General features: G+C 70.7%; 18 protein-coding genes. 11 read left to right on the plus strand and 7 right to left on the minus strand.

Annotation, left to right across the window (positions count from 1 at the left end):
- The 4 genes from CFK41_RS07800 (at position 1) to CFK41_RS07815 (ending at position 3913) form a co-directional block, all read left to right on the plus strand.
- Positions 1 to 876, plus strand: a complete 876-nt coding sequence (locus CFK41_RS07800) for a carbohydrate ABC transporter permease (RefSeq protein WP_096799145.1) — start codon at positions 1 to 3, stop codon at positions 874 to 876.
- Between the two features lie 92 nt (positions 877 to 968).
- Positions 969 to 1769 (plus strand): ThuA domain-containing protein, encoded by an 801-nt coding sequence (locus CFK41_RS07805; protein WP_096799146.1) that lies wholly within the window; start codon positions 969 to 971, stop codon positions 1767 to 1769.
- The gene (locus CFK41_RS07810) at positions 1766 to 2890 is read left to right on the plus strand and encodes a Gfo/Idh/MocA family protein (protein ID WP_096799147.1); all 1125 of its coding nucleotides are present in this window, start codon (positions 1766 to 1768) and stop codon (positions 2888 to 2890) included. Before CFK41_RS07805 ends, CFK41_RS07810 begins: the two co-directional genes overlap by 4 nt.
- 30 nt (positions 2891 to 2920) lie before the next feature.
- Positions 2921 to 3913 (plus strand): LacI family DNA-binding transcriptional regulator, encoded by a 993-nt coding sequence (locus tag CFK41_RS07815; protein WP_096799148.1) that lies wholly within the window; start codon positions 2921 to 2923, stop codon positions 3911 to 3913.
- On the opposite strand, the gene CFK41_RS07820 is transcribed toward CFK41_RS07815, so the two are convergent.
- The 7 genes from CFK41_RS07820 to CFK41_RS07850 all read right to left on the minus strand — a co-directional run bounded on the left by CFK41_RS07820 (position 3879) and on the right by CFK41_RS07850 (position 12344).
- Positions 3879 to 4592, minus strand: coding sequence for a YesL family protein (locus CFK41_RS07820; RefSeq protein ID WP_096799149.1), 714 nt, complete (start codon positions 4590 to 4592; stop codon positions 3879 to 3881). The genes CFK41_RS07815 and CFK41_RS07820 overlap by 35 nt on opposite strands.
- Positions 4589 to 5524: a carbohydrate ABC transporter permease gene (locus CFK41_RS07825; protein ID WP_096800995.1), complete on the minus strand. Its 936-nt coding sequence runs from the start codon at positions 5522 to 5524 to the stop codon at positions 4589 to 4591. Before CFK41_RS07825 ends, CFK41_RS07820 begins: the two co-directional genes overlap by 4 nt.
- Positions 5525 to 5532: 8 nt before the next feature.
- The gene (locus tag CFK41_RS07830) at positions 5533 to 6534 is read right to left on the minus strand and encodes an ABC transporter permease (RefSeq protein WP_227873253.1); all 1002 of its coding nucleotides are present in this window, start codon (positions 6532 to 6534) and stop codon (positions 5533 to 5535) included.
- Positions 6531 to 8114, minus strand: a complete 1584-nt coding sequence (locus tag CFK41_RS07835) for a type 2 periplasmic-binding domain-containing protein (RefSeq protein WP_227873254.1) — start codon at positions 8112 to 8114, stop codon at positions 6531 to 6533. The genes CFK41_RS07830 and CFK41_RS07835 overlap by 4 nt, the downstream gene beginning before the upstream one ends.
- 119 nt (positions 8115 to 8233) lie before the next feature.
- Positions 8234 to 10174: a glycoside hydrolase family 127 protein gene (locus tag CFK41_RS07840; protein ID WP_227873255.1), complete on the minus strand. Its 1941-nt coding sequence runs from the start codon at positions 10172 to 10174 to the stop codon at positions 8234 to 8236.
- A 128-nt stretch (positions 10175 to 10302) separates the two neighbouring features.
- Positions 10303 to 11319 carry a LacI family DNA-binding transcriptional regulator gene (locus tag CFK41_RS07845; protein ID WP_096799152.1) on the minus strand — a complete coding sequence of 339 codons (1017 nt, stop codon included), beginning with the start codon at positions 11317 to 11319 and terminating at the stop codon, positions 10303 to 10305.
- Positions 11307 to 12344: a LacI family DNA-binding transcriptional regulator gene (locus tag CFK41_RS07850; RefSeq protein ID WP_096799153.1), complete on the minus strand. Its 1038-nt coding sequence runs from the start codon at positions 12342 to 12344 to the stop codon at positions 11307 to 11309. Before CFK41_RS07850 ends, CFK41_RS07845 begins: the two co-directional genes overlap by 13 nt.
- A gap of 137 nt (positions 12345 to 12481) precedes the next feature.
- Between CFK41_RS07850 and CFK41_RS07855 the strand changes: the two genes are divergently transcribed.
- From CFK41_RS07855 to CFK41_RS07885, 7 genes are all read left to right on the plus strand, one after another.
- Positions 12482 to 13669, plus strand: coding sequence for a peroxidase-related enzyme (locus tag CFK41_RS07855; RefSeq protein ID WP_096799154.1), 1188 nt, complete (start codon positions 12482 to 12484; stop codon positions 13667 to 13669).
- 61 nt (positions 13670 to 13730) lie between these two features.
- Positions 13731 to 14798 (plus strand): ABC transporter substrate-binding protein, encoded by a 1068-nt coding sequence (locus CFK41_RS07860; protein WP_096799155.1) that lies wholly within the window; start codon positions 13731 to 13733, stop codon positions 14796 to 14798.
- Positions 14795 to 15895 (plus strand): FecCD family ABC transporter permease, encoded by a 1101-nt coding sequence (locus CFK41_RS07865; RefSeq protein WP_096799156.1) that lies wholly within the window; start codon positions 14795 to 14797, stop codon positions 15893 to 15895. Before CFK41_RS07860 ends, CFK41_RS07865 begins: the two co-directional genes overlap by 4 nt.
- Positions 15892 to 16707 carry an ABC transporter ATP-binding protein gene (locus CFK41_RS07870; protein ID WP_096799157.1) on the plus strand — a complete coding sequence of 272 codons (816 nt, stop codon included), beginning with the start codon at positions 15892 to 15894 and terminating at the stop codon, positions 16705 to 16707. The genes CFK41_RS07865 and CFK41_RS07870 overlap by 4 nt, the downstream gene beginning before the upstream one ends.
- Positions 16704 to 18611, plus strand: a complete 1908-nt coding sequence (locus tag CFK41_RS07875; RefSeq protein ID WP_096799158.1) for an FAD/NAD(P)-binding protein — start codon at positions 16704 to 16706, stop codon at positions 18609 to 18611. Before CFK41_RS07870 ends, CFK41_RS07875 begins: the two co-directional genes overlap by 4 nt.
- A gap of 170 nt (positions 18612 to 18781) precedes the next feature.
- The gene (locus CFK41_RS07880; protein ID WP_096799159.1) at positions 18782 to 20605 is read left to right on the plus strand and encodes an ABC transporter substrate-binding protein; all 1824 of its coding nucleotides are present in this window, start codon (positions 18782 to 18784) and stop codon (positions 20603 to 20605) included.
- 9 nt (positions 20606 to 20614) lie between these two features.
- Complete coding sequence (locus tag CFK41_RS07885; protein ID WP_096799160.1) at positions 20615 to 21625, plus strand: ABC transporter permease; 1011 nt, start codon at positions 20615 to 20617, stop codon at positions 21623 to 21625.

Genomic DNA, 21625 nt, shown 5'->3' on the forward strand with positions numbered 1-21625 from the left:
ATGACCACCACCCTCGACGCGCCGCGCACCGCGGCCACCGCACGGCACCGTCCCGCGCTCTCCCGCAACGCACCGCTGCGCCGTGGTCTGCGAACCACCATCGGGATCGTGCTCGTGGCGATGATGCTCTTCCCCGTCTACTGGATGGTCAATGCCTCGCTCGCCCCGGGCGGGAACAGCCTCTCGATGCAGCTGCTGCCCCTGCAGCCCGACGTGAGCGGCTACGCGCGGGCCATCGCCGATCAGGGCCAGAACCTCGTGACCTCCCTGATCGTCGCGCTCGGCGCGGCGGTGCTGTCGCTGGTGATCGCGACCCCGTGCGCGTACGCGCTCGCGCAGTTCCCGATCCGGGGGAGCAGCACGCTGCTGTTCGTGGTGCTGATCGCGCAGATGATCCCCGGCATCGTCATCGCCAACGCGCTGTACACCGCGTACAACTCGCTGGGGATGCTGAACACGATCGGCGGCCTGGTCCTGGCCGACGCCACCGCCGGGATCCCCTTCTCGATCCTCATCATCCGCGCGTTCATGGAATCCTTCCCCCGGGAGATCGTGGAGGCCGCGCAGATCGACGGCTGCGGGCATGTCCGCGCCTTCTGGTCGATCGTGCTCCCGGTGAGCATCAACTCGCTCATCACCGCCGGGATCTTCTCGTTCCTGTTCGCCTGGAGCGACTTCCTCATGGCGCTCACGCTGACCACCGGACAGAGCATCCGTCCGGTGACACTGGGCCTGTACACCTACATCGGGACCAACGACACCGACTGGAGCTCGGTGATGGCGACCGCCGTCATCGCCTCGCTGCCGGCCGTGGTCCTGATGATCGCCGCACAGCGATACATCGCCGCCGGCGCCACCGGAGGCGCCGTCAAGTGACCACCGCCGATCACCGCTCCACCCGCGATACTCGCTCTACCACCGATCACCGCTCCACCACCGATCCCCACCACACCCGGAGAAGGACTCCCATGAGCACCACCCCTGCACCCCTGCGCGTCACCGTCTGGGGCGAGAACCGCCACGAGCAGCGCGACCAGCGCGTGCGCGACCACTATCCCGAGGGCATGCACGCCGCCATCCGCGACGGCATCGTCGAGAACCTCGGTGACCAGGTCACCACCCGCTTCGCCCTGCTCGACGACCCCGAGCACGGACTGTCCGAGGAGGTGCTCGCCGAGACCGACGTCCTGACCTGGTGGGGCCACATGGCGCACGGCGAGGTCTCCGACGAGGTCGCCGAGCGCGTCCAGCAGCATGTGCTGGCCGGCATGGGACTGGTGGTCCTGCACTCGGGCCACTGGTCCAAGCCCTTCACCCGGCTGATGGGCACCACCTGCACCCTGCGCTGGCGCAACGAGGCCGATCGCGAGCTGGTGTGGACGGTCAACCCCTCCCACCCGATCGCCGAGGGCGTGCCGCACCCGATCATCATCGACGAGCAGGAGATGTACGGCGAGCACTTCGACATCCCCGTGCCCGACGAGCTCGTCTTCGTCTCCTCCTTCAGCGGCGGCGAGGTGTTCCGCTCCGGCTGCACCTTCCGGCGCGGCAAGGGCAAGATCTTCTACTTCAGCCCCGGTGACCAGGACTACCCCGTCTACCAGCACCGCGACGTGCGTCGCGTGATCGCGAACGGCGTGAACTGGGCTCGACCCACGGTCGCCGAGCGCTCGGTGCCCTTCCTGGACCGCTACGAGACGGAATGGTTCGTCAAGGGCACCGGGGGCCAGGGCCTGGGCGACGCCGAGGCGGCGGGGAAGGGCGCATGACCGCCGCGACCTCCGGCCCCGTTCCCGTCGTCGTGGTCGGTGCCGGAGGCATGGGCCGGGCCTGGATCGGCACCGTGCTCGGCAACGAGGCGGCGCAGCTGGTGGGCGTGGCCGATGTGATCGAGGGGGCGGCCCAGAAGGCCGTGGCCGAGGTCGTGCCCGAGGAGCGCCGGGCCGGGATCGTCACCGGGACCGACGCCCTCGAGGTGGCGCGCCGCTCCGGTGCCGAGGCCGTCATCGACGTGACCATCCCCGCCGCGCACCACCCGGTCACGGCCGATGCGCTGCACGCCGGGTACCCGGTGCTGGGGGAGAAGCCGTGCGCGGCGACCCTCGCCGAGGCGGTCTCGCTCGCGGGCCACTCCGAGGCGACCGGGCTGCTGTTCATGGTCTCCCAGTCCCGCCGCAACAACCCCCACCTGCACGAGGCGCGGCGCCTGGCCGACGAGCTCGGCGGGGTCGGGATCGTGGACACCCGCTTCGCGCGGGCGCCCCGCTTCGGCGGGTTCCGCGACGAGATGGAGCAGCCCCTGATCGTGGACATGGCGATCCACGCCTTCGACGCCGGCCGGGTGCTCATCGACGGCGTGCCCGAGTCGGTCACGGCCACCTCGTACAACCCGTCCTGGAGCTGGTACGCGGGCGATGCGGCGGCGACGGTGTCGATCACCTATGAGAGCGGCGCCGTGCACACCTTCTCCGGATCCTGGTGCTCTCCCGGCATCGAGACCAGCTGGAACGGCGACTGGGTGCTCAGCTGCGAGGGCGGCGGCGTGCGATGGGACGGCGAGACGCCGCCCACGGCGCATCCCGCCGGCGCGGACGAGGTCCTGGGCCGCACCCCGGGTCCGGAGGCCCGCTGGGAGCTGGACGCCTCCCTGACGGACTTCTGCGCCGCGCTCCGCGGCGGGCTGGTCTCCGATTCCGAGGTGCATGCCAACGTCTGGACCCAGGCGATCGTCGAGGCGGCGGTGCGCTCGGCGGAGACCGGGTCGCGCGTGGTGCTCGCCGAGCTGCTCGACGAGGCGCTCGAGCAGGCCGCCGCCCTGGATGCGGCCGACGGCCGCAGCGGCGCGCTGCTCGCGTGGAAGACTGGGGTCTCCGGCCTCCTCGCAGGGTAGGAGCGCATTTCGGGAAGGGGCGGGAGCACGGTGAGCAGCAATGGACGCTCGAAGGCGCCGACGAGCCAGGACGTCGCCCGGCTGGCCGGGGTCTCCCAGTCGACCGTCAGCTATGTGCTCACCGGCTCGCGCCCCATCTCCGCGGCCACCCGCGAGCGCGTCGAGGAGGCGATCGCCAAGCTCGGCTACCACCCCAACTCGGGCGCCCGCACCCTGCGCTCCCGCCGCAGCGGGGTGATCGGTCTGATGGTCCCGGAGGCGGAGTCCGCCGACGGCGTGCTGATGGTGTTCATCGGGGCGATCGCCCGAGAGGCGCGCCGGCACGGCTACGACATCCTGCTGGTCACCGCCCAGGAGGGCGCGGAGGGGATCCACCGCGTGGTGCGCACCGGCGTGTGCGAGGCGCTCATCCTCATGGAGCTGGGCCGCTACGACGAGCGGGTCGCGCCGGTGCTCGAATCGGGGCTGCCCTTCGTGACCATCGGCAAGCCGGAGGAGTTCCCCCAGGGCTCCGTGGTGGACCTGGACTTCGAGATGCTGGGGCGGATGGTCGTCGAGCGCGCTCTCGAGGAGTCCTGCGACCGTCTGCTGCTGTTCGGCGACCCGGGCCACAAGCGGGCCCGCAACGACGTCTCCCGTCTCCTGGTCGGCATCGAGGACGCCGCCGCGGAGGCGCAGCTCGAGGTGGTGCTCGACGGCGGCCCCTACGCCACCGTCCCCGAGCGGGCGCTGCAGGTCACGCTGCCCAACGATCGCACCGCGCTGTTCGGGATGAGCGGGGTGCGCCAGGTGCTGTTCGCGATGGCCGCCACCGGGGCGCTCGTGGACGAGACCCGTCTGCTGATCGCCCTGAGCGGGGCGGACCTCGCGGACATGAGCCCGCTGCTGGCCTCCGTGCCCCAGCTGGATCCTCGCCGGGTTCAGATCAGCGAGCTGGCGGTGCAGGAGCTGGTGCGGCTGCTGCGCACCGACGGCGCGGTGCCTCGCATCACCCTCGTGGAGCCCCGCTGGCTGGAGGGCTGAGCGGCATCGCCCCGGAGCGCCACAGCACGGCTGTGACGGCCCAGGCGGGCAGCGCCAGACCGAACACCGGCACCAGTCCGGGCATGGTCTGGGCGAGCCAGATCGCGGCGGCGAGGAGCAGCGCGATCGCGAGGGTGATCGACGGCCGACGCACCAGCAGCACCAGTCCCATGCGCAGCAGGTGCGGGAGCGGATCGCTGAAGTGGGCGGCGAGCGGCCACATCACCGCGCTGAGCAGCATCAGCACCACGGTCAGCACCACCACGACACCGCTGGCCAGCGGTCCGAGGGCGGCGCTGAGCTGATCGCCGAACTGCGTGCCGGTGAGGACCCGCCGGTCCAGCGCGAGCACCAGCCAGCCCAGCGCCAGCGCTCCGCCGAGACGGTGCGCGCGCCAGAACTCCGCGCGCCAGGCGGTCCAGAACTGCGCCCACAGACCGCCCCGGGAGGGCCGATGCTCGCCGACCTCCTCGGCCGCCTGCACGAGGCGGTCCTCGCGCAGCACCGCGAAGACCGCCGCGGTCGCGGGAAGGACTCCGAGGACCACCCCTCCGGCGAGCGTGCCCAGCAGCCAGAGCAGGTGCAGGAGGAACAGCCTCAGGGCGAGCTCGCCGAGGCCGAGGTGCCAGCGCACGAGGTGCGGCATCAGGCGGCCCTGCGGAACGGTCGTGGTGCTCATCCCTTCACCGACCCGATCAGCACGCCCTTCTCGAAGTACTTCTGGAGGAACGGATACAGGATGATCACCGGCAGGGTGGAGACGATGATGACCCCGTACTTGATCTGGTCGGCGTAGCGCTGGCCGTAGGCCCCGCCCGAGCCGCCGGCGCCACCTGCTCCTCCGGAGAATGCCTGGTTGGAGAGCAGGATGTCCCGCAGCACGATCTGCAGCGGCTGCTTGTCGTAGTCGCGCACGAAGATCAGCCCCGTGAAGAAGTCGTTCCAGTGCTGGACGAGGTAGTACAGCCCGATCACGGAGATCAGCGCCTTGGACAGCGGCAGGGCGATGGTGGTGAAGAACCGGAAGTAGTCCACCCCGTCGATCATCGCGGCCTCGAAGAGCTCCTCGGGCAGGGAGTTCTCGAAGAAGGCGCGCCCGATGATCAGGTTGAAGACGTTCAGCGCCGACGGGAGGATGAAGACCAGCCAGTTGTCGAGCAGCCCGAGGTCCTTGTAGAGCAGGTAGGTGGGGATCAGCCCGCCGCTGAAGAACATCGTGAACGCGAACATCAGCATCAGCGGACGACGCGGGCGGAACTCCCGCCGTGAGAGCGCGTAGGCCGCCGGGAGCGTCACGGCGAGGTTCAGGGCCGTCCCCACCACGCTGTAGATCAGGGTGTTGCGGTATCCGGTCCAGATGCGGGAGTCCTCGAAGATCTGCTGATATCCGAAGAAGCTGATGTTCTTCGGAAGCACGGAGACCTTGCCGGTGGAGACGGCCGTCGGATCGCTGATCGAGGCGATCAGCACGAAGTACAGCGGGTACAGCGTCGTGAAGAGGACGGCGGCGCAGATGATCGTGATGACCACGGTGAACGCGAGGTCGTTGCCCCGCAGCCGGTGGCCGGCACGGCGCGAGGAGAAGGTGTCAGAGGCGGTGTCGGTGCTCATGGGTCCCTTCACCACAGGCTCGTGTCGGAAGCGCGCTTGGAGATCTGGTTGGCGATCACCAGGAAGGCGAAGTTGATGACCGTGTTGAACAGTCCGATCGCGGTGGAGTAGCTGAACTGGCTGGAGAGGATGCCGATCTTGTACGTGTAGGTCGCGATGACCTCGGAGACCGGCAGGTTCAGCGTGTTCTGCATGAGGAACACCTTCTCGAACCCGGTGTTCAGCACCCCGCCCATGGTGAGGATCAGCAGGATGATCATCGTGGGGACCAGGGCCGGGATGTCGACGTGCCGGATGATCTGCAGCCGGGTGGCGCCGTCGATGCGGGCCGCCTCGTACAGCTGGGTGTTCACACCGGCGAGCGCCGCCAGGTAGATGATGCTGTTCCAGCCGGTGTGCTGCCAGATGTCCGAGAGCACGTACACCGGGACGAAGGCGCTCGTGCTGCCCAGGAAGTTGACGCCGTCGATGCCGAAGAACGCCAGGAACCGCGTGATCAGGCCCGTGCTCGGGGAGAGGAAGACCTGCAGCATGCCCACGATCACCACCACGGAGATGAAGTGGGGCAGGTAGGTCACCGTCTGCACGAGCCGACGGATCCGCGAGTGCAGGATCTGGTTGATGACCAGGGCCAGGACGATCGGTGTGAAGAAGCCCAGCACGAGGGTGGCCAGACTGATCATCACCGTGTTGCGCATGAGCTCGCCGAAAAGCGGGCTCTCGAAGAACTGGATGAAGTACTTCAGCCCCACCCAGTCGCCGCCGGTGAGCCCCTTGGTGAAGTCGAACTCGCGGAACGCCAGCTGGATCCCGTACATCGGGACGTAGGCGAACACGAGGACGAACACCAGCGCGGGCGCGAGCATCACCCACAGCTGCCAGTACCGGCCGACGTGCCGACGGAGCCGCGCCTTCAGGGGCGGCCGGTCCCGAGAGGCGTCCAGCGCGGGTGACGCCGTGTCCGAGCGCGATCGTCGGCGCGGGGCGGAGGTCGAGGTCCCGGCGCTCACGAGGTGGACGCCATGTACTCGTCGTAGTACTTCTGACGAGTGGCGATGTTGTCCTCCACACCGGACTCGGCGACGGTGGCGACGTAGGCGTCCCAGCCCTCGTCGATCCCGCCTCCGGTGACCCAGTCGGCGAACTTCGTCATCGCGACGTTCATCAGGGTCGTGTCCACGAGGCTCATCGCGTTCAGATCCTCCTTGGTCATCTTGATGAACAGACCCGGGTAGACGTCCTTGTCCAGGTCCATGTTGTCGATGGCGGGCTGCAGCGGCTTCGACTCGTCGACGGCCTCCTGGAGGTCCGACGGGAGCTCGACCTCGATCGAATCGCGGATCCACACCGGGCCGTTGTCCGCCAGGGTGGAGGTCCACTTCCAGGTCGAGGGGTCGGTGCCGTCCTCGGCCGGCAGGACCTTGTAGGAGTTCTCGCCGGTCTTCTCGATGTTGGGGCCGATGTCCCCGAACAGCACCTGGATCGACATCTCCTGGTCGTAGAAGGCGTTGATCACCTTCAGCGCCGCCTCCGTGTTCTTCGACGCCGCGGACAGGGCCACCTGGTTGCCCGGGAAGTTCTCCCCGTACTGGTCGAAGCTCCAGGTCACCGGTTCGCTCTGCTCGGCGGTCTGCTGGAGCACGCCCACCGCCTCGTACTGATCGCTGATCTCCGGTCCGAAGCGGTCCGAGCGGGTCCAGCCCCACGTGAAGCCGACGGTTGCGACACCGTCGCCGGGACCTCGGCCCACGGACTGGTAGGTGGAGTAGTCCTGCGTCATGACGTCGCCGGAGAGCAGGCCGGCCTCCTGGCAGCGTGCGAGGAAGGTGACCACGTCGCGGTAGCGGTCGTCGGTGAGGAAGTTGCCGACCTTCCCGTCCTGGAGGTAGTAGCCCTGCCCGCCGCCCCCGGCGAGGGGGAGGCCGGTGCTGCCCAGGAGGAGGATGGACTGGAAGTATCCGAAGCCCCCGGTGTCCACGGGGCTCCAGTCCATCGGGATCACGGTCGCTCCGGTGCCCGTGGGGTCGCCCTCCTTGAAGGCGACCAGGACGTCGAACAGCTCGTCCCAGGTGGTGGGCATCTCCAGGCCCAGGGCGTCCAGCCACGTGCGGTTGATGTACTGGTGCTGGACGGTCGGCGGCCAGAACCGCTTGTAGCCGGGGATCGAGTAGATCTCTCCTCCGGGCTGCGTGGCCAGGGCCTTGAGCTCGGGCTTCTCCGCGAACATCTCGGTGACGTTCGGCAGCGAGTCCAGGGACTCGGCGAGGTTCGCGAAGAGGGTGCCGTACGTGGCGAGGTCCGTGTCGTTGACCGCCTGGGTGCCGACGATGAGGTCGGGCACGTCGCCGGCGGCGAGCATCGTGGACTTCTTCTGGTCCCAGTCCGCGGAGACCTCCTCCCACACGATCGGGATCCCGGCCGCCTCCTCGAGCGCGGCGGTCCAGGCCATCTCGGCCATCGGCTTGGTCAAGGCGTGCTTCAGCACGAGGATCCGCAGCTCGCCCTCCGTGCTGCTGCCGCTGCCGCCGCCGCATCCTGCCAGGCCGAGGGCGCTTCCGGCGGCCGCGGTCGCGGCGAGCCCGCCGAGCACCGTGCGTCGTCGAGGACGGGGGAGAGGGGGCAAAAGGGCGCGTCGGGTCGACATCATCGTCTCCTGTGAGGGTGGGGTGAGAAGGGGTGAGCGGTGGGCGGGTTCGGTCGGCGGTGCGGTCAGTGCTCGCGGGGCAGCCAGATCCGCATGGCTCCGGGGCCTCGATTGCCCCAGCGCGCGAACGGGATGCTGGAGACGGTGATCGGAGCGGCCTCCTGCGCGGGTGCCGGCGGCTCGTCGCGATAGAGCGAGTCGTCGTCGGGCCGGTAATGCAGGGTGATCTCGAGCGCACCGTCCTCCCGCACCGATGCGGCGGAGCCCTCGGGCACCACCAGATCGTCGAGCTCGACCCCTGCGGGCAGATCCACCTGCTCGAGGCAGTGGACGAGAGGCCCGCGCTCGAGGGCGAGGCAGCCGCGGGTCGCGTCCACTCGCGGGTGCGAGCGCGTCCAGCGAGGCGGCATGTCGAGGGTGACGACGCTCCCGTGGACCTGATCGAGGGGGAGCTCCAGCCGCTGGGCGGAGAGCTCGGACCCGGTCAGGGCGCGCTCGGGCCCGTCGGCCGACGCGACGGTGCCGCCGCGCACCCAGCCCGGGATCCGCACACCGAGGCGGGCGCCGGGCCCGGCGGGGCGCGGGGCGCCCTCGTCGGGCTCGAGGCTCAGCTGGAGCGTTCCGGAGTCGGGGTACGAGGTCTCGACCACGAGCGTCCCCCGGCCCACGGACTCCGGCAGCCTCACCGTCATCGCGGCGAGCTGGAGCAGCTCGAGGCTCGCCCCGTCGGGGTCCTCGCGCACGGCGGCGACGTAGGCGCCCAGCTGGGCGATCGTGCGGGCGATGTTGGGAGGGCAGCAGGCGCAGGAGTACCACTCCTGACGCTCCGCGGGGGCGTTCTCCTCGTCGAAGCGGTCCGCCCGACGCTGCAGCGGATTGGAGTAGAAGAAGCGCGTGCCGCTCTCGTCGACCGAGGCGGCCAGGGCGTTGTGGATCTCCCGTTCGATGATGTCGCCGTGGCGCGGGTCGTCCCCGGCGAGCATCATCCGCCAGGTCCACTGGAGATCGGCGATGGTCGCGCAGGTCTCGGCGTAGGCGCGGTCCGAGGGCAGCTCATGGTCGTTGCCGAAGGACTCGTCGCGATGGCGCGAGCCGAAGGCACCGGAGAGATACATCTTGCGGGTGTGCACCCTGTCCCACTGCTCGCGCATCACCTCGTCGAGCGCCTCCTCGCCGGTCTCGAGGAAGAGGTCGGTGACCCCGGCGTTGAGGTAGAGCTGGCGCACGGCGTGCCCGGTGGGGTCCTGCGCCTCGCGCACGGGCAGGTGATCCTGGAAGTAGTGGCTGCCGAAGCCGCCCCCGGGCAGGATGTCCCGGCCGCGCTGGTCCACGAGGTGCTGGGCGAGGGCCAGATGCCGCTCCTCGCCCATGAGGCGGTACAGCTCGACCAGGGCGGTCTCGATCTCGGGGTGACCCGGGATGCCGTCCTCGCGACCGGGCCCGAAGCGGCGCTCGACGAGGTCCACGAAGCGCACCGCGAGGTCCAGCAGATCCGTCCTGCCGGCGGTGCGGGCGAGCGCGATGCCGGCCTGCAGCCAGTGGCCCAGCACGTACATCTCGTGGGTCCAGTGCAGCTCGGAGAACTTCTTCTCGGGGTGCACCCCCTGCACCCAGGTGTGCAGGTAGCCGCTGGGCTCCTGGGCGCGGGAGATCAGCGAGATCATCTCGTCGAGCCAGGCGTCGTGCGCCGTGGTGCCGGAGCGGCCGATCTCCCAGGCGACGGCCTCGATGACCTTGTAGAGGTCCGAGTCGGCGAAGACGAAGCCGCGGTGCGGCGCGCCGGACTCGCCGAGCAGGCGCCGGAAGTTGTCGAGCACGCCGGAGGTCTCGAGCTGGGCGATGCAGTGCGGGATGGTCGCCGTGGCGTTGAGCTCCTGCCAGGCGCCGAGGGGGCCCTGCGGTGCCAGGTCCACGGCGTCGAGATCCAGAGGGCGCAGACCACCCGGGCGGTGAGCGCGGGGGAGGGCGGGCGCCGGGCGGGCGGTGAGCGCGGAATGGTCGAGCACTGACTCTCCTCTTCGAGATGTGATGACGGCCATCCTCGGTGGGAGATTAAGCGTTGTCAATAGGGGACACAACGTTGCAATGGATGCCGCGCACAGGCTGATGCGCACGGCGGAAGGTCGTCCGGCGGTCAGCCGACGGACGAGGAGCGGATCACCAGCGAGGGAGGAGCGCTCTCGCGACCGGCGGGCTCCGCGGACCCGTCGAGCCGGCGGGCGAGCATCTCGACGGCCTGCTGCGCCATCTCGTGGACCCCGGGGTCCACCGAGGTCAGGGGCGGCGTGGTGAACGCGGCCTCCTCGGTGGCGTCGAAGCCGGTGAAGGCGACGTCCTCGGGGATGCGCAGCCCCGCGAGCGCCGCCGCCCGCATCGCGCCCACGGCGACGGCGTCGTTCACGCACATCACGGCATCGAAGGGGATCCCGGTGCGCAGCAGGCCGACCATCGCCTCGAGCCCCGTCTCGCGCCGGTCCCAGTCCGCGCCCTGGATCGCCAGGCGCGGATCGGGGGAGAGGCCGCGCTCGCCGTGCGCGTCGAGGTACGCACGATGCCGCGGCCCCTCCCGGGAGGCGAGCCAGGGGTCGGCCACGTAGGCGATCCGGCGGCGTCCGAGGTCCAGGAGGTGTCGGGCGGCGGCGAGGGCGCCGTCGTACTCGCCCATCACCACGCAGTCGATGCCGTCCGTCGGGGCACCGCCCACCTGGACGACGGGGAAGGGCGGCGTCTGTCCGTCCAGCAGCTCGGCGGAGAGGAAGTGGGGGCAGACGATCATGCCCGCCACATCCGTCGTGGAGCGACCGAGGACGGCATCCCGCTCCGCGGCGGCATCGTAGGAGAGCCGGAGGGTGGTGTGCAGCCCGCGCTCCTCGAGCGCGAGGATCAGCGTCTCGGCCATCTTCGCGAAGTACGGCTGGCGCAGGTTCGGCACCATGATCGCGATCCGGTCGGGCCCCCCGCGCACCAGCCCCCTCGCCGCGGCGGAGGGGACGTATCCGAGCTCCCGGGCGATGCGGGAGACGCGCTCGCCGGTCTCCGCCGAGACGCGGATCGTGCCCTCCCGGTCCCCGCGTGCGCGCAGCACGTGCGAGGCCGTCGCGGCGGAGACCCCGGCCGCGGCGGCGACGTCGGCGAGCGTCACCCGCGCCATGTCGCCACCTCTTCGGACGACCTCGTGGAGCCCAGCGTCGACTCCGCGCGGATCACGGTCGTCGGGACAGTGGTGCGGGAGGGTTCGGACCTGCTGGGGTCACGCCGGCCGGCGATCAGCTCGATAGCGCGGCGGGCGAGCTCGGCGAGGTCGAGGTCGACGGTCGTCAGGGACGGCGTCGAGAAGCGGCCGTCGTCGATGTTCCCGTAGCCGGTCAGCGCGATGTCGTGGGGAACCCGGTGGCCGCGCTCCCGCAGCAGCGAGAGGGCGCCGACGGCGAGCTCGTCGTCCGCGCACACCAGTGCGTCCATCCGAGGGTGCTCATCGAGGGCCCGCTCGGCCAGGCGGTGCCCGGCGGCGCGATCGGCCACGTGGGACTCCGTCGCTCCGACGCCGATCTCGGGCCGCAGGACGGGAGCGTCCGGGAACGCCCTCATGAGTCGATCGAGGAAGGCGTCCGGCCGTCTCTCCTCCCGCCCCAGCAGCACCACGGCGTCGCGACGCACCATGTCCAGGTGGCGCGTGAGTGCCTCGGCGGCGGACGCATCGTCGCTGTCCACCGCGTCCAGGGCGACCGGATCGGCGCTCGCCCTGCCCAGCAGCACGATCGGGCGCACAGGATCCAGCGGAGGGAGGTCGAGCCCCGGAGGCAGCGGGCCCACGTGCACGACGGCGTCGAAGAGCGCACCGCGGGAGTCGAAGGTCTGCCGGATCCTCTCGGCGCGGCCGCGGGAGGGCTCGAGCGAGACCTGCAGGCCATGCCGTTCCGCCTCGCCGACCAGAGCCTGGGCCAGGCGCGCGATGGTCGGCGCTCGCAGGTCGACCACCGACAGGGCGATGAGCCCGGTGCGCCCGGTGCGGAGGGAGCGCGCCTGGGCGTTGGGCGTCCACCCCAGGTCGTCGATCGCCCGCCGCACGCGCTCCCGGACCTCCGGGCTGATGCTCGGATGGTCGTTCACCACCCGGGAGACGGTCTTCGTCGACACTCCCGCTCGGGCTGCGACCTCCTTCATCGTGGACGCCATGCTCCTCCTCGTCCGCCGTGCGCACAGCGCGCGAGCTCAGCCGGAGGATACCGCGAGGGGTCGTGCGATCGCTGACGACGCCGTCCACACCCCGACACAATGCCTGTTCGGGCTTGGGTCGACCCTAAGATGGACGTATGACTTCCCCGGCCGCACCGACCGACGCCCACCAGATCCTCGAAGCGATCCTCTCCGACGCGACCGGCGGGGGAGCGGCTCTCGAGGCTCTGCGCCCTGAGGTCCTGCAGCACACCCGTGAGGCCTACGACGCGCTCTACCGCGCGCCCCAGCCGCTGGCGGCCCCCGTGCTCCATGCGCTCGCCGCGGTCACCGCGGACTGGCAGGGCAGCGGCCCGCTGGCGCAGTGGCACCGGTCCCAGGGCGCCCATGAGGGGCTCATCGCCGCGGATCCGCTGACGGAGGACCCCGCCCTCGCCGCGCTGCGGGACCAGGTGGACCTCCTCTCGCTCTCCCCGGCGCTCGCGACCGCCGCCGACCAGGAGCGCCTCGCCGCCGCCGGGCACGACGCCCGCACCGTGGTCCTGATCAGCCAGCTCGTCGCCTTCGAGAGCCACCTGCAGCGACTGGTCGCTGCCCTCGCCGCGCTCGAGGGCCTCGAGAGCCCGTCGGCCGACGCCCCCGTGCGCGTCCCGCTCTCGCGCGGCCGCACCGCCCAGCACGGCGGGACGACCCCCACCGGTCGCGTGCGTCCCGAGGCCTTCACCCGCGAGCAGCTCCAGTGGGAGCCGTGGATCGAGGTGCCCGCCGAGGACGAGCTCACCGAGGAGCAGCGCGACTCCTTCGCCTCCAAGGCCACCACCAACAGCGTCTACTTCCGCATGCTGTCGCTGACTCCGGGCATCACCAGGGCCCGCAGCGCCCTGGACAACGCGATCTTCCTGCCCCGGGACGGGCTGCCCAAGGCGGAGCGCGAGCTCGCGGCCGCAGCGACCAGCAAGGTGAACGACTGCATCTACTGCGCCTCCGTGCATGCGCGCAAGGCGGCAGGGCTCTCCCGGCGCGAGCAGGAGGTCGACGCCCTGCTCGCCGCGAGCCTGGACCGGGACGCCGACTGGATCGCCGCGGACCTCGCGCCGCTCGGCGCCGGCCAGGATCCGCGCTGGGCGGCGGTCGTCGCCGCCGCCGCGGAGATCTCCCGGCCCCGACCCGGCGCGCTGCCGATCGAGCCGCTGCGCGACCTGGGGCTCGGCGATGCCGAGATCCTCGACGCGCTCACCGCGGCCGGATTCTTCGCCTGGGCGAACCGGCTCATGCTCAGCCTCGGCGACCCGTCCCTGCCGGACGCCGGGCGCGCCGCCGCCTGAACCCGTCCCAGCGCACGACGACCCCGCACTCCCTCTCTCCGCTCCCGACCCGAGGACCATCATGATCCCCGCCCTCCCTCGCCGCACCCTGCTCGGCGCCGCCCTCACCGCTCTTCCCGTCCTGGGGCTCGCCGCCTGCGGCGAGGTCACCGTCGAAGGGCAGGGTGATGCCGCCGAGGAGCTGACCATCGTCGACGACCAGCAGCGCGAGGTGGTCCTTCCCGGCCCCGCGAAGAAGGCCGTCGTGCTCAACAGCTACACCAACGAGTTCATCCGGGCCATCGGCGCCGGAGACGCCGTCGTGGGGGTGGACCGCGCATCCCTGGACCGCCTGCCCTACCTCGGGCTCGACGAGGAGCACGTCATCGCCGAGGGCCTGGACCAGCTGAACTACGAGGCGATCGCCGGGCTCGAGCCGGACGTGGTGATCATGCCCCGCAACGCCGTGTGGCAGGAGGCCGCCGAGCAGCTGAAGCCCTTCGGCATCCCGCTCGTGGTCGCCACCGCCTGGGACACCGAGGTCGTCGAGGACACCATCACCCTGCTCGGGCAGGTCTTCGGAACGGAGGGCGGCGCACGGACCGTGCTCGACTTCCGCACCGAGATCTCCGACCTGCTCAGCAGGGCCCTCGAGGGCGTCGAGCCCGTCCCGGTCTACTTCGAGACCGTCGAGCCCTACCTCACCACCCTGCCCGGCTCCGGCTTCCACGCCATGATCGTGGCCGCCGGCGGCGCGAACATCTTCGACGACGCCGCCGGGGGCGACGCCCAGGAGGAGCTGACCGTGGATCCCTCCGAGGTGGTGCTGCGCGACCCCGGGTTCGTCATCCACGAGTTCGAGCCCTCCGCCGAGCCCGTCGACCGCTTCGACGCCCTGCTCGAGGACCTCGCCTCCCGCCCCGGCTGGTCGGGGCTGAGCGCCCTCGAGAACAGCCGGGTCGCGATCGCCAACGGCTGGGCCACCAGCGCGCTCGGCAAGTCGCTCGGCGCGCTCTACCTGGGGACCTGGCTGCACCCCGAGCAGCTGGCCGACGTCGACCCCGACGCATACCTCACCCGCTGGGTCACCGAGTTCCAGGACACCGAGCTCTCCGATCCCGCGGACTACGTGCAGGGCCCCGCCCGATGACCGCCGCGCTCGAGAACCGCCCCGGCACCGCGGACGCTCCCGCACCCGGCGGCGCCCCGGCCGCGAGGAACCACGAGAGGCGCAAGCTCCTGGTCCTCGCCGCAGGCCTGGTCCTCTCCGCGGCCGCGCTCGTGGCCTCGGTGACCATCGGCACCGCGGGCGTGGGCGTCGGCGACGTGCTGCGATCGATCCAGGTCAGCCTCTTCGGCGGCACCATCAGCGCCGACTTCGCCTCCACCTACTCCGTCATCACCCAGCTGCGCCTTCCGCGCGTGCTGCTCGCCTTCACCGCGGGCGCGGCGCTGTCGGTCTCCGGCGTGCTCATGCAGGGCCTGCTGCGCAACCCGCTGGTCAGCCCGTTCACCCTCGGGGTCTCCCCGGCCGCGGCCTTCGGCGCCGCGCTCGTGATCACCCTGGCCGGGACCAACCAGCTCCCCGCCTGGGCCACCATCGCCGGAGCGATGGTCATGGCGCTCGCGGTCTCCGCCCTCGTGCTCGGCATCGCCACCGCCCGCCGCATGGCGGTCGCGACCCTGCTGCTGCTGGGCATCGCCATGACCCAGATCTTCGAGGCGCTCACCTCCGCGCTCCAGTTCACCGCCAACGAGAACACCCTCCAGGCGATCATCCGTTGGACCTTCGGATCGGTGAACGACGCGGTGTGGTCCGACGTCCTGATCGTCGGCGTCCTCACCCTCGTCGCGATCCCGGTGACGCTGTTCTTCTCCAAGGACCTCAACGCCATCGCCTTCGCGGGGGACGACGCCGCGCGCAGCTTCGGCGTCAACGTGGGCCCGGTGCGGATCGGGCTGATCGCCCTCTCGGTCGCGCTCGCCGCCGTGGTGGTCTCCTTCTGCGGCATCATCGGTTTCGTGGGCCTCGTCGGCCCGCACATCGCCCGCCTCGCGATCGGCGCCGACCATCGCCATCTGCTGCCCTTCGCGGCGCTGTCCGGAGGTCTGCTGCTCCTGGTGGCCGACGCCGTCGGCCGCACGGTCATCGCCCCCGCCGTGGTGCCCGTGGGCATCGTGGTCGCCTTCATCGGCGGCCCCGTGTTCATCTACCTCATCCTCACGCGAAGGAACACCCTGAAGTGAGCCTCACCGTCCAGAACCTCTCCTTCGCCTACGGCTCCCGGACGATCCTCGAGGACATCTCCTTCGAGGTCGCCCCCGGGGCGTTCTGCGCGCTGCTGGGCCCGAACGGGTCGGGCAAGTCCACCCTCGTCAAGGCCATCGCCGGAGTGCATCGCGCGAAGGCCGGCGTCGTCACCGTCGAGGGGCGGCGCACCTCCGCCCTGGGTCGCCGCGAGCTCGCCAAGGTGGTGGGCTACGTGCCCCAGGCCGGCGACGCCCCCTTCGACCTCAGCGTGCGCGAGGCCGTGATGCTGGGCCGCACCCCGCACTTCGGGATCTCCCCGCGCCCCGAGGACCGCGCAGCGGTCGAGGACGCGATCGTGCGGATGGGCCTCACGGACATCGCCGAGCAGTCCCTGTCCGAGCTCTCCGGCGGTCAGGCGCAGCGTGCGCTGATCGCCCGCGCCCTGGCCCAGGACACCCGCGTGCTGCTGCTGGACGAGCCCACCAGCGCGCTGGACCTGCGCTACCAGATCGAGACCCTGCAGCTGGTCCGCCAGATCACGCGGGAGGAGGGGATCAGCGCCCTCATCGCCATCCACGACCTCAACCACGCCGCGCGCTACTGCGACCAGGTCGTGGTGCTCCACGGCGGCCACCTGGTCGCCGACGGCACCCCGGAGGAGGCCCTGCAGGAGCCGACGCTGCGCAGCGTCTACGAGGTCGACGTCGAGGTGGCCGCCCAGGGCGGCGGCGTCGAGGTCCGGCCCCGGGTCGACGAGGCCGGATTCACCCGCACCGGCCGCCGTCTCGACGAGCTCGTGGTCCCATGAGCGCCGAGCAGTTCGACGCGGTGATCGTCGGCGGCGGTCCGCGCGGGGTGGCGACCGTGCTGCGCACCGCGGCACGGGCGGCCGCGGCAGGGACAGGTCCCGTGCGCCTCGCCGTGATCGACGCGATCGCCGTCGGCTCCGGCGCGACGTGGCTCGTGGACCAGCCCGCGCAGTACCTCAACAACACCCAGGCCGACGCCACCACCGTCCACCCCGACGACTCCACGCGCATGAGCGGCCCGTCGGCGCCGGGCCCGGACCTCGTGGACTGGGCGCGGCGGGTCCGCGCCGACGGCCACCACCCCCTCGGGAGGTGGGTGCTCGAAGAGGCCTCCGAGCTCACCGGCGCGACCTTCGCCACCCGACGCCTGCAGGGCGCGTACTACCGCGACCAGCTCGAGGCCGCCGGGGCGACCGGGACCGTCGAGATCACCGAGGTGGTGGGACTCGCCGTGGATCTCGAGCGCGAGGGCGAGGGCGAGGAGGAGCTGAGCGTCGTGCTCCTGGAGGACGGGCGTCGGCTCGCCGCACCGCTCGTGGTGCTCGCCCAGGGCATGGTGCAGGCCGAGCGCAGCGCCGAAACCGAGGCGCTGGCGGGCTTCGCGGAGCGCCACGGGCTGCGCTACGTCGAGCCCGGCATGCCGGCGGAGCGGACGTACACCGGCCTGCCCGCCGGCGAGGACGTGCTGGTGCGCGGCCTCGGCGCGAACTTCTTCGACGTCGCCGGCCAGCTGGTCCAGGAGTGGGGCGGGAGACTCGCTCCGGTCGACGGGGACCCCCATGGCCGACTGCGCTATCTCCCCTCGGGCCGAGAGCCGCACCTGGTGGTGGGATCCCGCCGCGGCGTGCCCTATCGCTCCAAGCCCGAGGGCGGGCGCTCGGTGCGCCCCTTCCGGCCCCGCTGGGCGGACGAGGAGTGGTTCGCCGGCCTCGGCACCCGCACGGACGTGGACTTCGCGCTCGAGGTGTGGCCCGTGCTGGCCCGCGAGTTCGCCGGTGCCTATCTCGAGGCGCTCGACGAGCTGCATCCCGCCGCCGTCCGTCACGGCTGGCAGGAGATGCTGGATGCCGCGGGGACGAGCGAGCAGGTGGATGCCGTGCTCGACGCCGCGATCACCGATCCCCGGTGGAGCTTCGCCCTCGAGGAGCTGCACCGGCCCACCCGCGGCGAGCACGTCGGCCCCCGGGGATGGGCGAAGCTGGTGCATCGGCTGATCGCCGACGAGCTCGGCTCGTTGTCCGACCCGTGGCACCATCCGCGCGCCGCGGTCAACGCCGCGATGGCGACGCTGCGGCGTCACGTCGGCCTGCTCACCGGGGGAGGAGCATTCACCGGGGAGTCCCTCACCCGGGACGTGCTCGGCTGGTTCGACGGCGACTCCCTCGCGCTCGCCTCGGGACCTCCGGCGGATCGTGTGCGCCTGGTGCTGGCCCTGATCGAGGCGGGGGTCGTGGAGCTGATCGGCCCCGAGATGGTGGTCGAGGCCGATGCAGGCTCCGGGCTCTTCCGCGCGTCCTCGCCGATCACGGGCCGCGAGATCACCTCCCGCGTGCTGCTCGAGACGCGGATGTCCAAGGGGCGGGTCCCGCAGACCAGCGACCCGCTGCTGCGCTCGCTGCTCGCCACCGGGCGGGCTCGTCTCCACACGGTCGACGGCGTCCCCACGCACAGCATGGAGGCCACCCGGGCCGAGCGCTCCGAGGGGATGCTCCGGGGCCACAACCTCGTCGCCGCCGACGGGACGGTCGACCATTCGGTGGTGGTGCTCGGCATCCCGGCCGCCTCCACCCAGCCCGGATCGGCGATCGGGGCGGCCCCCGGAGTGCCCTCCCCGCTGCTCGCCGGAGCCGACATCGCGGCCAAGCAGATCATGGCCCGACGGGTCGCCGCGCTCGGCGTCTGAGAAGCCGCTCCGACCTCGGGCGGAGCGTGCCGTGAGACAGATCACGATCGTTATGCGACCGTGACACCTACCAGTGGATGTTTTCTCCTCCGAACAGGTTCAATCTCAGCACGGATCAGAGTCGATCCCACGCTCCGATGGAGGAGCGGTTACGGAGAGGCAGGGCTGTCATGACCGCACGCGGAATCACTCGACGCGGGGAGGGCGCTTCGCGTCGACACTTCCTGGCCGCCACCGGCACCCTCGGCGGTGCCGCGGCCCTCGCCGCCTGCGGCGGCGCCACCGGTGGAGGCGGCGGAGGCGGTGGAGGCGGTGAGGATCTCACCGGTGTCGGCAACAACGGCAAGGCCGGCGCAGGGCGCAAGGGCGACTCGGCCGATCACCTGTTCGTCGCCGGCTTCCAGTGGAGCCCTCCCACCAACTTCAACACCTTCGCGGCCGCCCCGGCATGGCCGGCCTCCAACAACGTCGCACAGTACGTCTACGAGACCCTGCTGCGCTTCCACATCGTCTCCGGCGAGCTCCTCCCGGGCCTCGCCGCCACCCACGAGATCAACGGCAACGAGTCGATCACCCTCACGCTCCAGGAGGGCGTCACCTGGCACGACGGCACCGAGTTCACCGCTGACGACGTGCTCTACACCTTCGAGCTGGGCAAGATCGATCCGGGCCTCGGAGTCGCCTCGTTCTGGACCGAGGTCGACGAGATGACCGCGGACGGCAGCACCATCAGCATCGCGATCAACCCCGAGCGCAAGAACGTCGGCTCCGTGCTGACCTCGCTCGCCCAGCAGTTCATCGTCCCCAAGGCCGTCTTCGAGAAGGCCGCCGCGGAGACGGGGGACAAGATCGCCTCCTGGGAGACCGACGAGGCGATCGGCACCGGGCCCTTCACCCTCGAGATGGCCGACCAGACCCAGATCATCCTGGCCCGTCACGAGGACTACTGGGGCAAGGAGTTCTACAAGGGCCTGCCGGCGATGTCGAAGATCATCCACCCGATCTTCAAGTCCAACGAGGACGGCAACCTCAAGTTCCAGAACGGCGAGCTCGATGTCATGCAGCAGTTCGTGCCGCAGATCTGGAAGATGTGGGAGTCCGACAAGCCCGTGGGCACGTACCTGCAGGACAAGCCGTACTTCTCGCCCGGTTCCATGCCGATGTTCATGATCAACACGACCAAGCCGGGTCTCGACGACCCCGAGGTCCGCAAGGCCCTCGCCCACGCCGTGGACTACGGCTCGATCGCCGAGACCGCCATGTCCGGGTACTCCTCCCAGGTGCTCGCCTCGCTGGTCGTCCCGGACGGTGCCGAGGACGCATGGCTGGATCGGGACAAGGCGGAGGCCGACGGCTGGACCTTCGACGCCGCGAAGGCGGAGGAGATCCTCCAGGGGGCCGGCTACGAGAAGGGCTCGGACGGCTTCTACGCCAAGGACGGCGTCAAGCTCGGTCCCTGGAAGCTCATCACCCCTCAGGGCTGGACGGACTGGAACGCGGCACTCGAGATCGTGGCCAAGAACTTCCAGGCCATCGGCGTCGATGCCGCGACCAACTTCCCGCAGCAGGCCCAGACCTCGACCGCCTTCCAGAACGGCGACTTCGACATGGGCTGCTGGTCGGTGGCCGGCACGAACCCCGCGGCACCGTGGCAGCGGTTCAGCGACGTCATGAGCAACGTCGACATGGCGCCGCTGGGCCAGACCGCCTACCGCAACTACGGCCGCTGGGAGAACGACGAGGTCAACGACCTGCTCGAGAAGGCAGCCGCCGCACCTGACGACGCCTCCAAGAAGGAGGCGATCACCGCCCTCGACGACCTGTACCGCGCCGAGGTCCCGGCGTTCCCCCTGATGTACCGGCCCGACGAGTTCTTCGAGTTCAACGCCTCGAACTGGTCCAACTGGCCGACAGCGGAGAACGACTACGCCCCGCCGATGTTCCGCGGCGCCGGCAACGAGTGGATCTTCCGGCTGAAGAAGATCGCGGGCTGAGGGCCCTCCGTGACACTCGGTCGCTACATCATCCAGAAGACGGGGTGGTACCTGATCGCGCTGGTGGCAGCAGTAGGGCTCAACTTCCTGCTGCCCCGGCTCGTCCCCGGCAACCCCGTCGACGTCATCGTCTCCAACCTCTCCCGCGGCGGCTCGGTCACGAGCGAGCAGCAGAAGCAGATCTATGAGAGCTATGTCCAGGAGTTCGGTCTCGACCAGCCCCTCTGGCAGCAGTTCCTCACCTACGTCGGGAAGGTGTTCTCCGGGGATCTGGGGACCTCCTTCGCGTACTACCCGGCATCGGTCAACGACCTCATCGGCCAGGCGCTGCCCTGGTCGATCGCGGTGCAGCTGCCGGCGATCCTCATCGGATGGGTGCTCGGCAACGTCGTCGGCGCCATCGCCGCCTTCCGCGGCGGGAACTGGGACCGCAGCGTGTTCACCTCGTCGCTGTTCCTCTCCGCCATGCCGTACTACTGCCTCTCGATCCTGCTCCTGTACGGGTTCGCGGTCGTCGCCGGGATCTTCCCCGTCGGCGGGGCGTACTCGCTGGGGCTGACCCCGGAGTTCAGCGCCGCCTTCCTCTGGGACGCGATCAGCTACTACTGGCTGCCCTTCCTGTCGCTGGTGATCGTGTTCATCGGCGGCCAGGCCGTGGGCATGCGGTCGATGGCGATCTACGAACTGGGCGGGGACTACGTCAACTACGCGCGGGCCATGGGGATCAGGGACAACCGGATCACCCAGTACATCTTCCGCAACGCGATGCTGCCCCAGATCACGGGGCTCGCCCTCGCGATCGGCACCCTGGTGGGAGGCGCGCTCATCACCGAGCTCGTCTTCAGCTATCCGGGGGTGGGGCTGCTGCTGTTCAACGCGATCGCCTCCAACGACTATCCCGTCATCCAGGCGGTGACGCTGATCATCACCGTCGCGGTGCTCCTGGCGAACTTCGCCGTGGAGATCGTCTACGGCCTGGTCGATCCGCGCATCCGCGCCGCACAGTCCGGGGAGAAGTGA

The organism is Brachybacterium ginsengisoli (genome assembly GCF_002407065.1).
GTDB classification, from domain to species: domain Bacteria; phylum Actinomycetota; class Actinomycetes; order Actinomycetales; family Dermabacteraceae; genus Brachybacterium; species Brachybacterium ginsengisoli.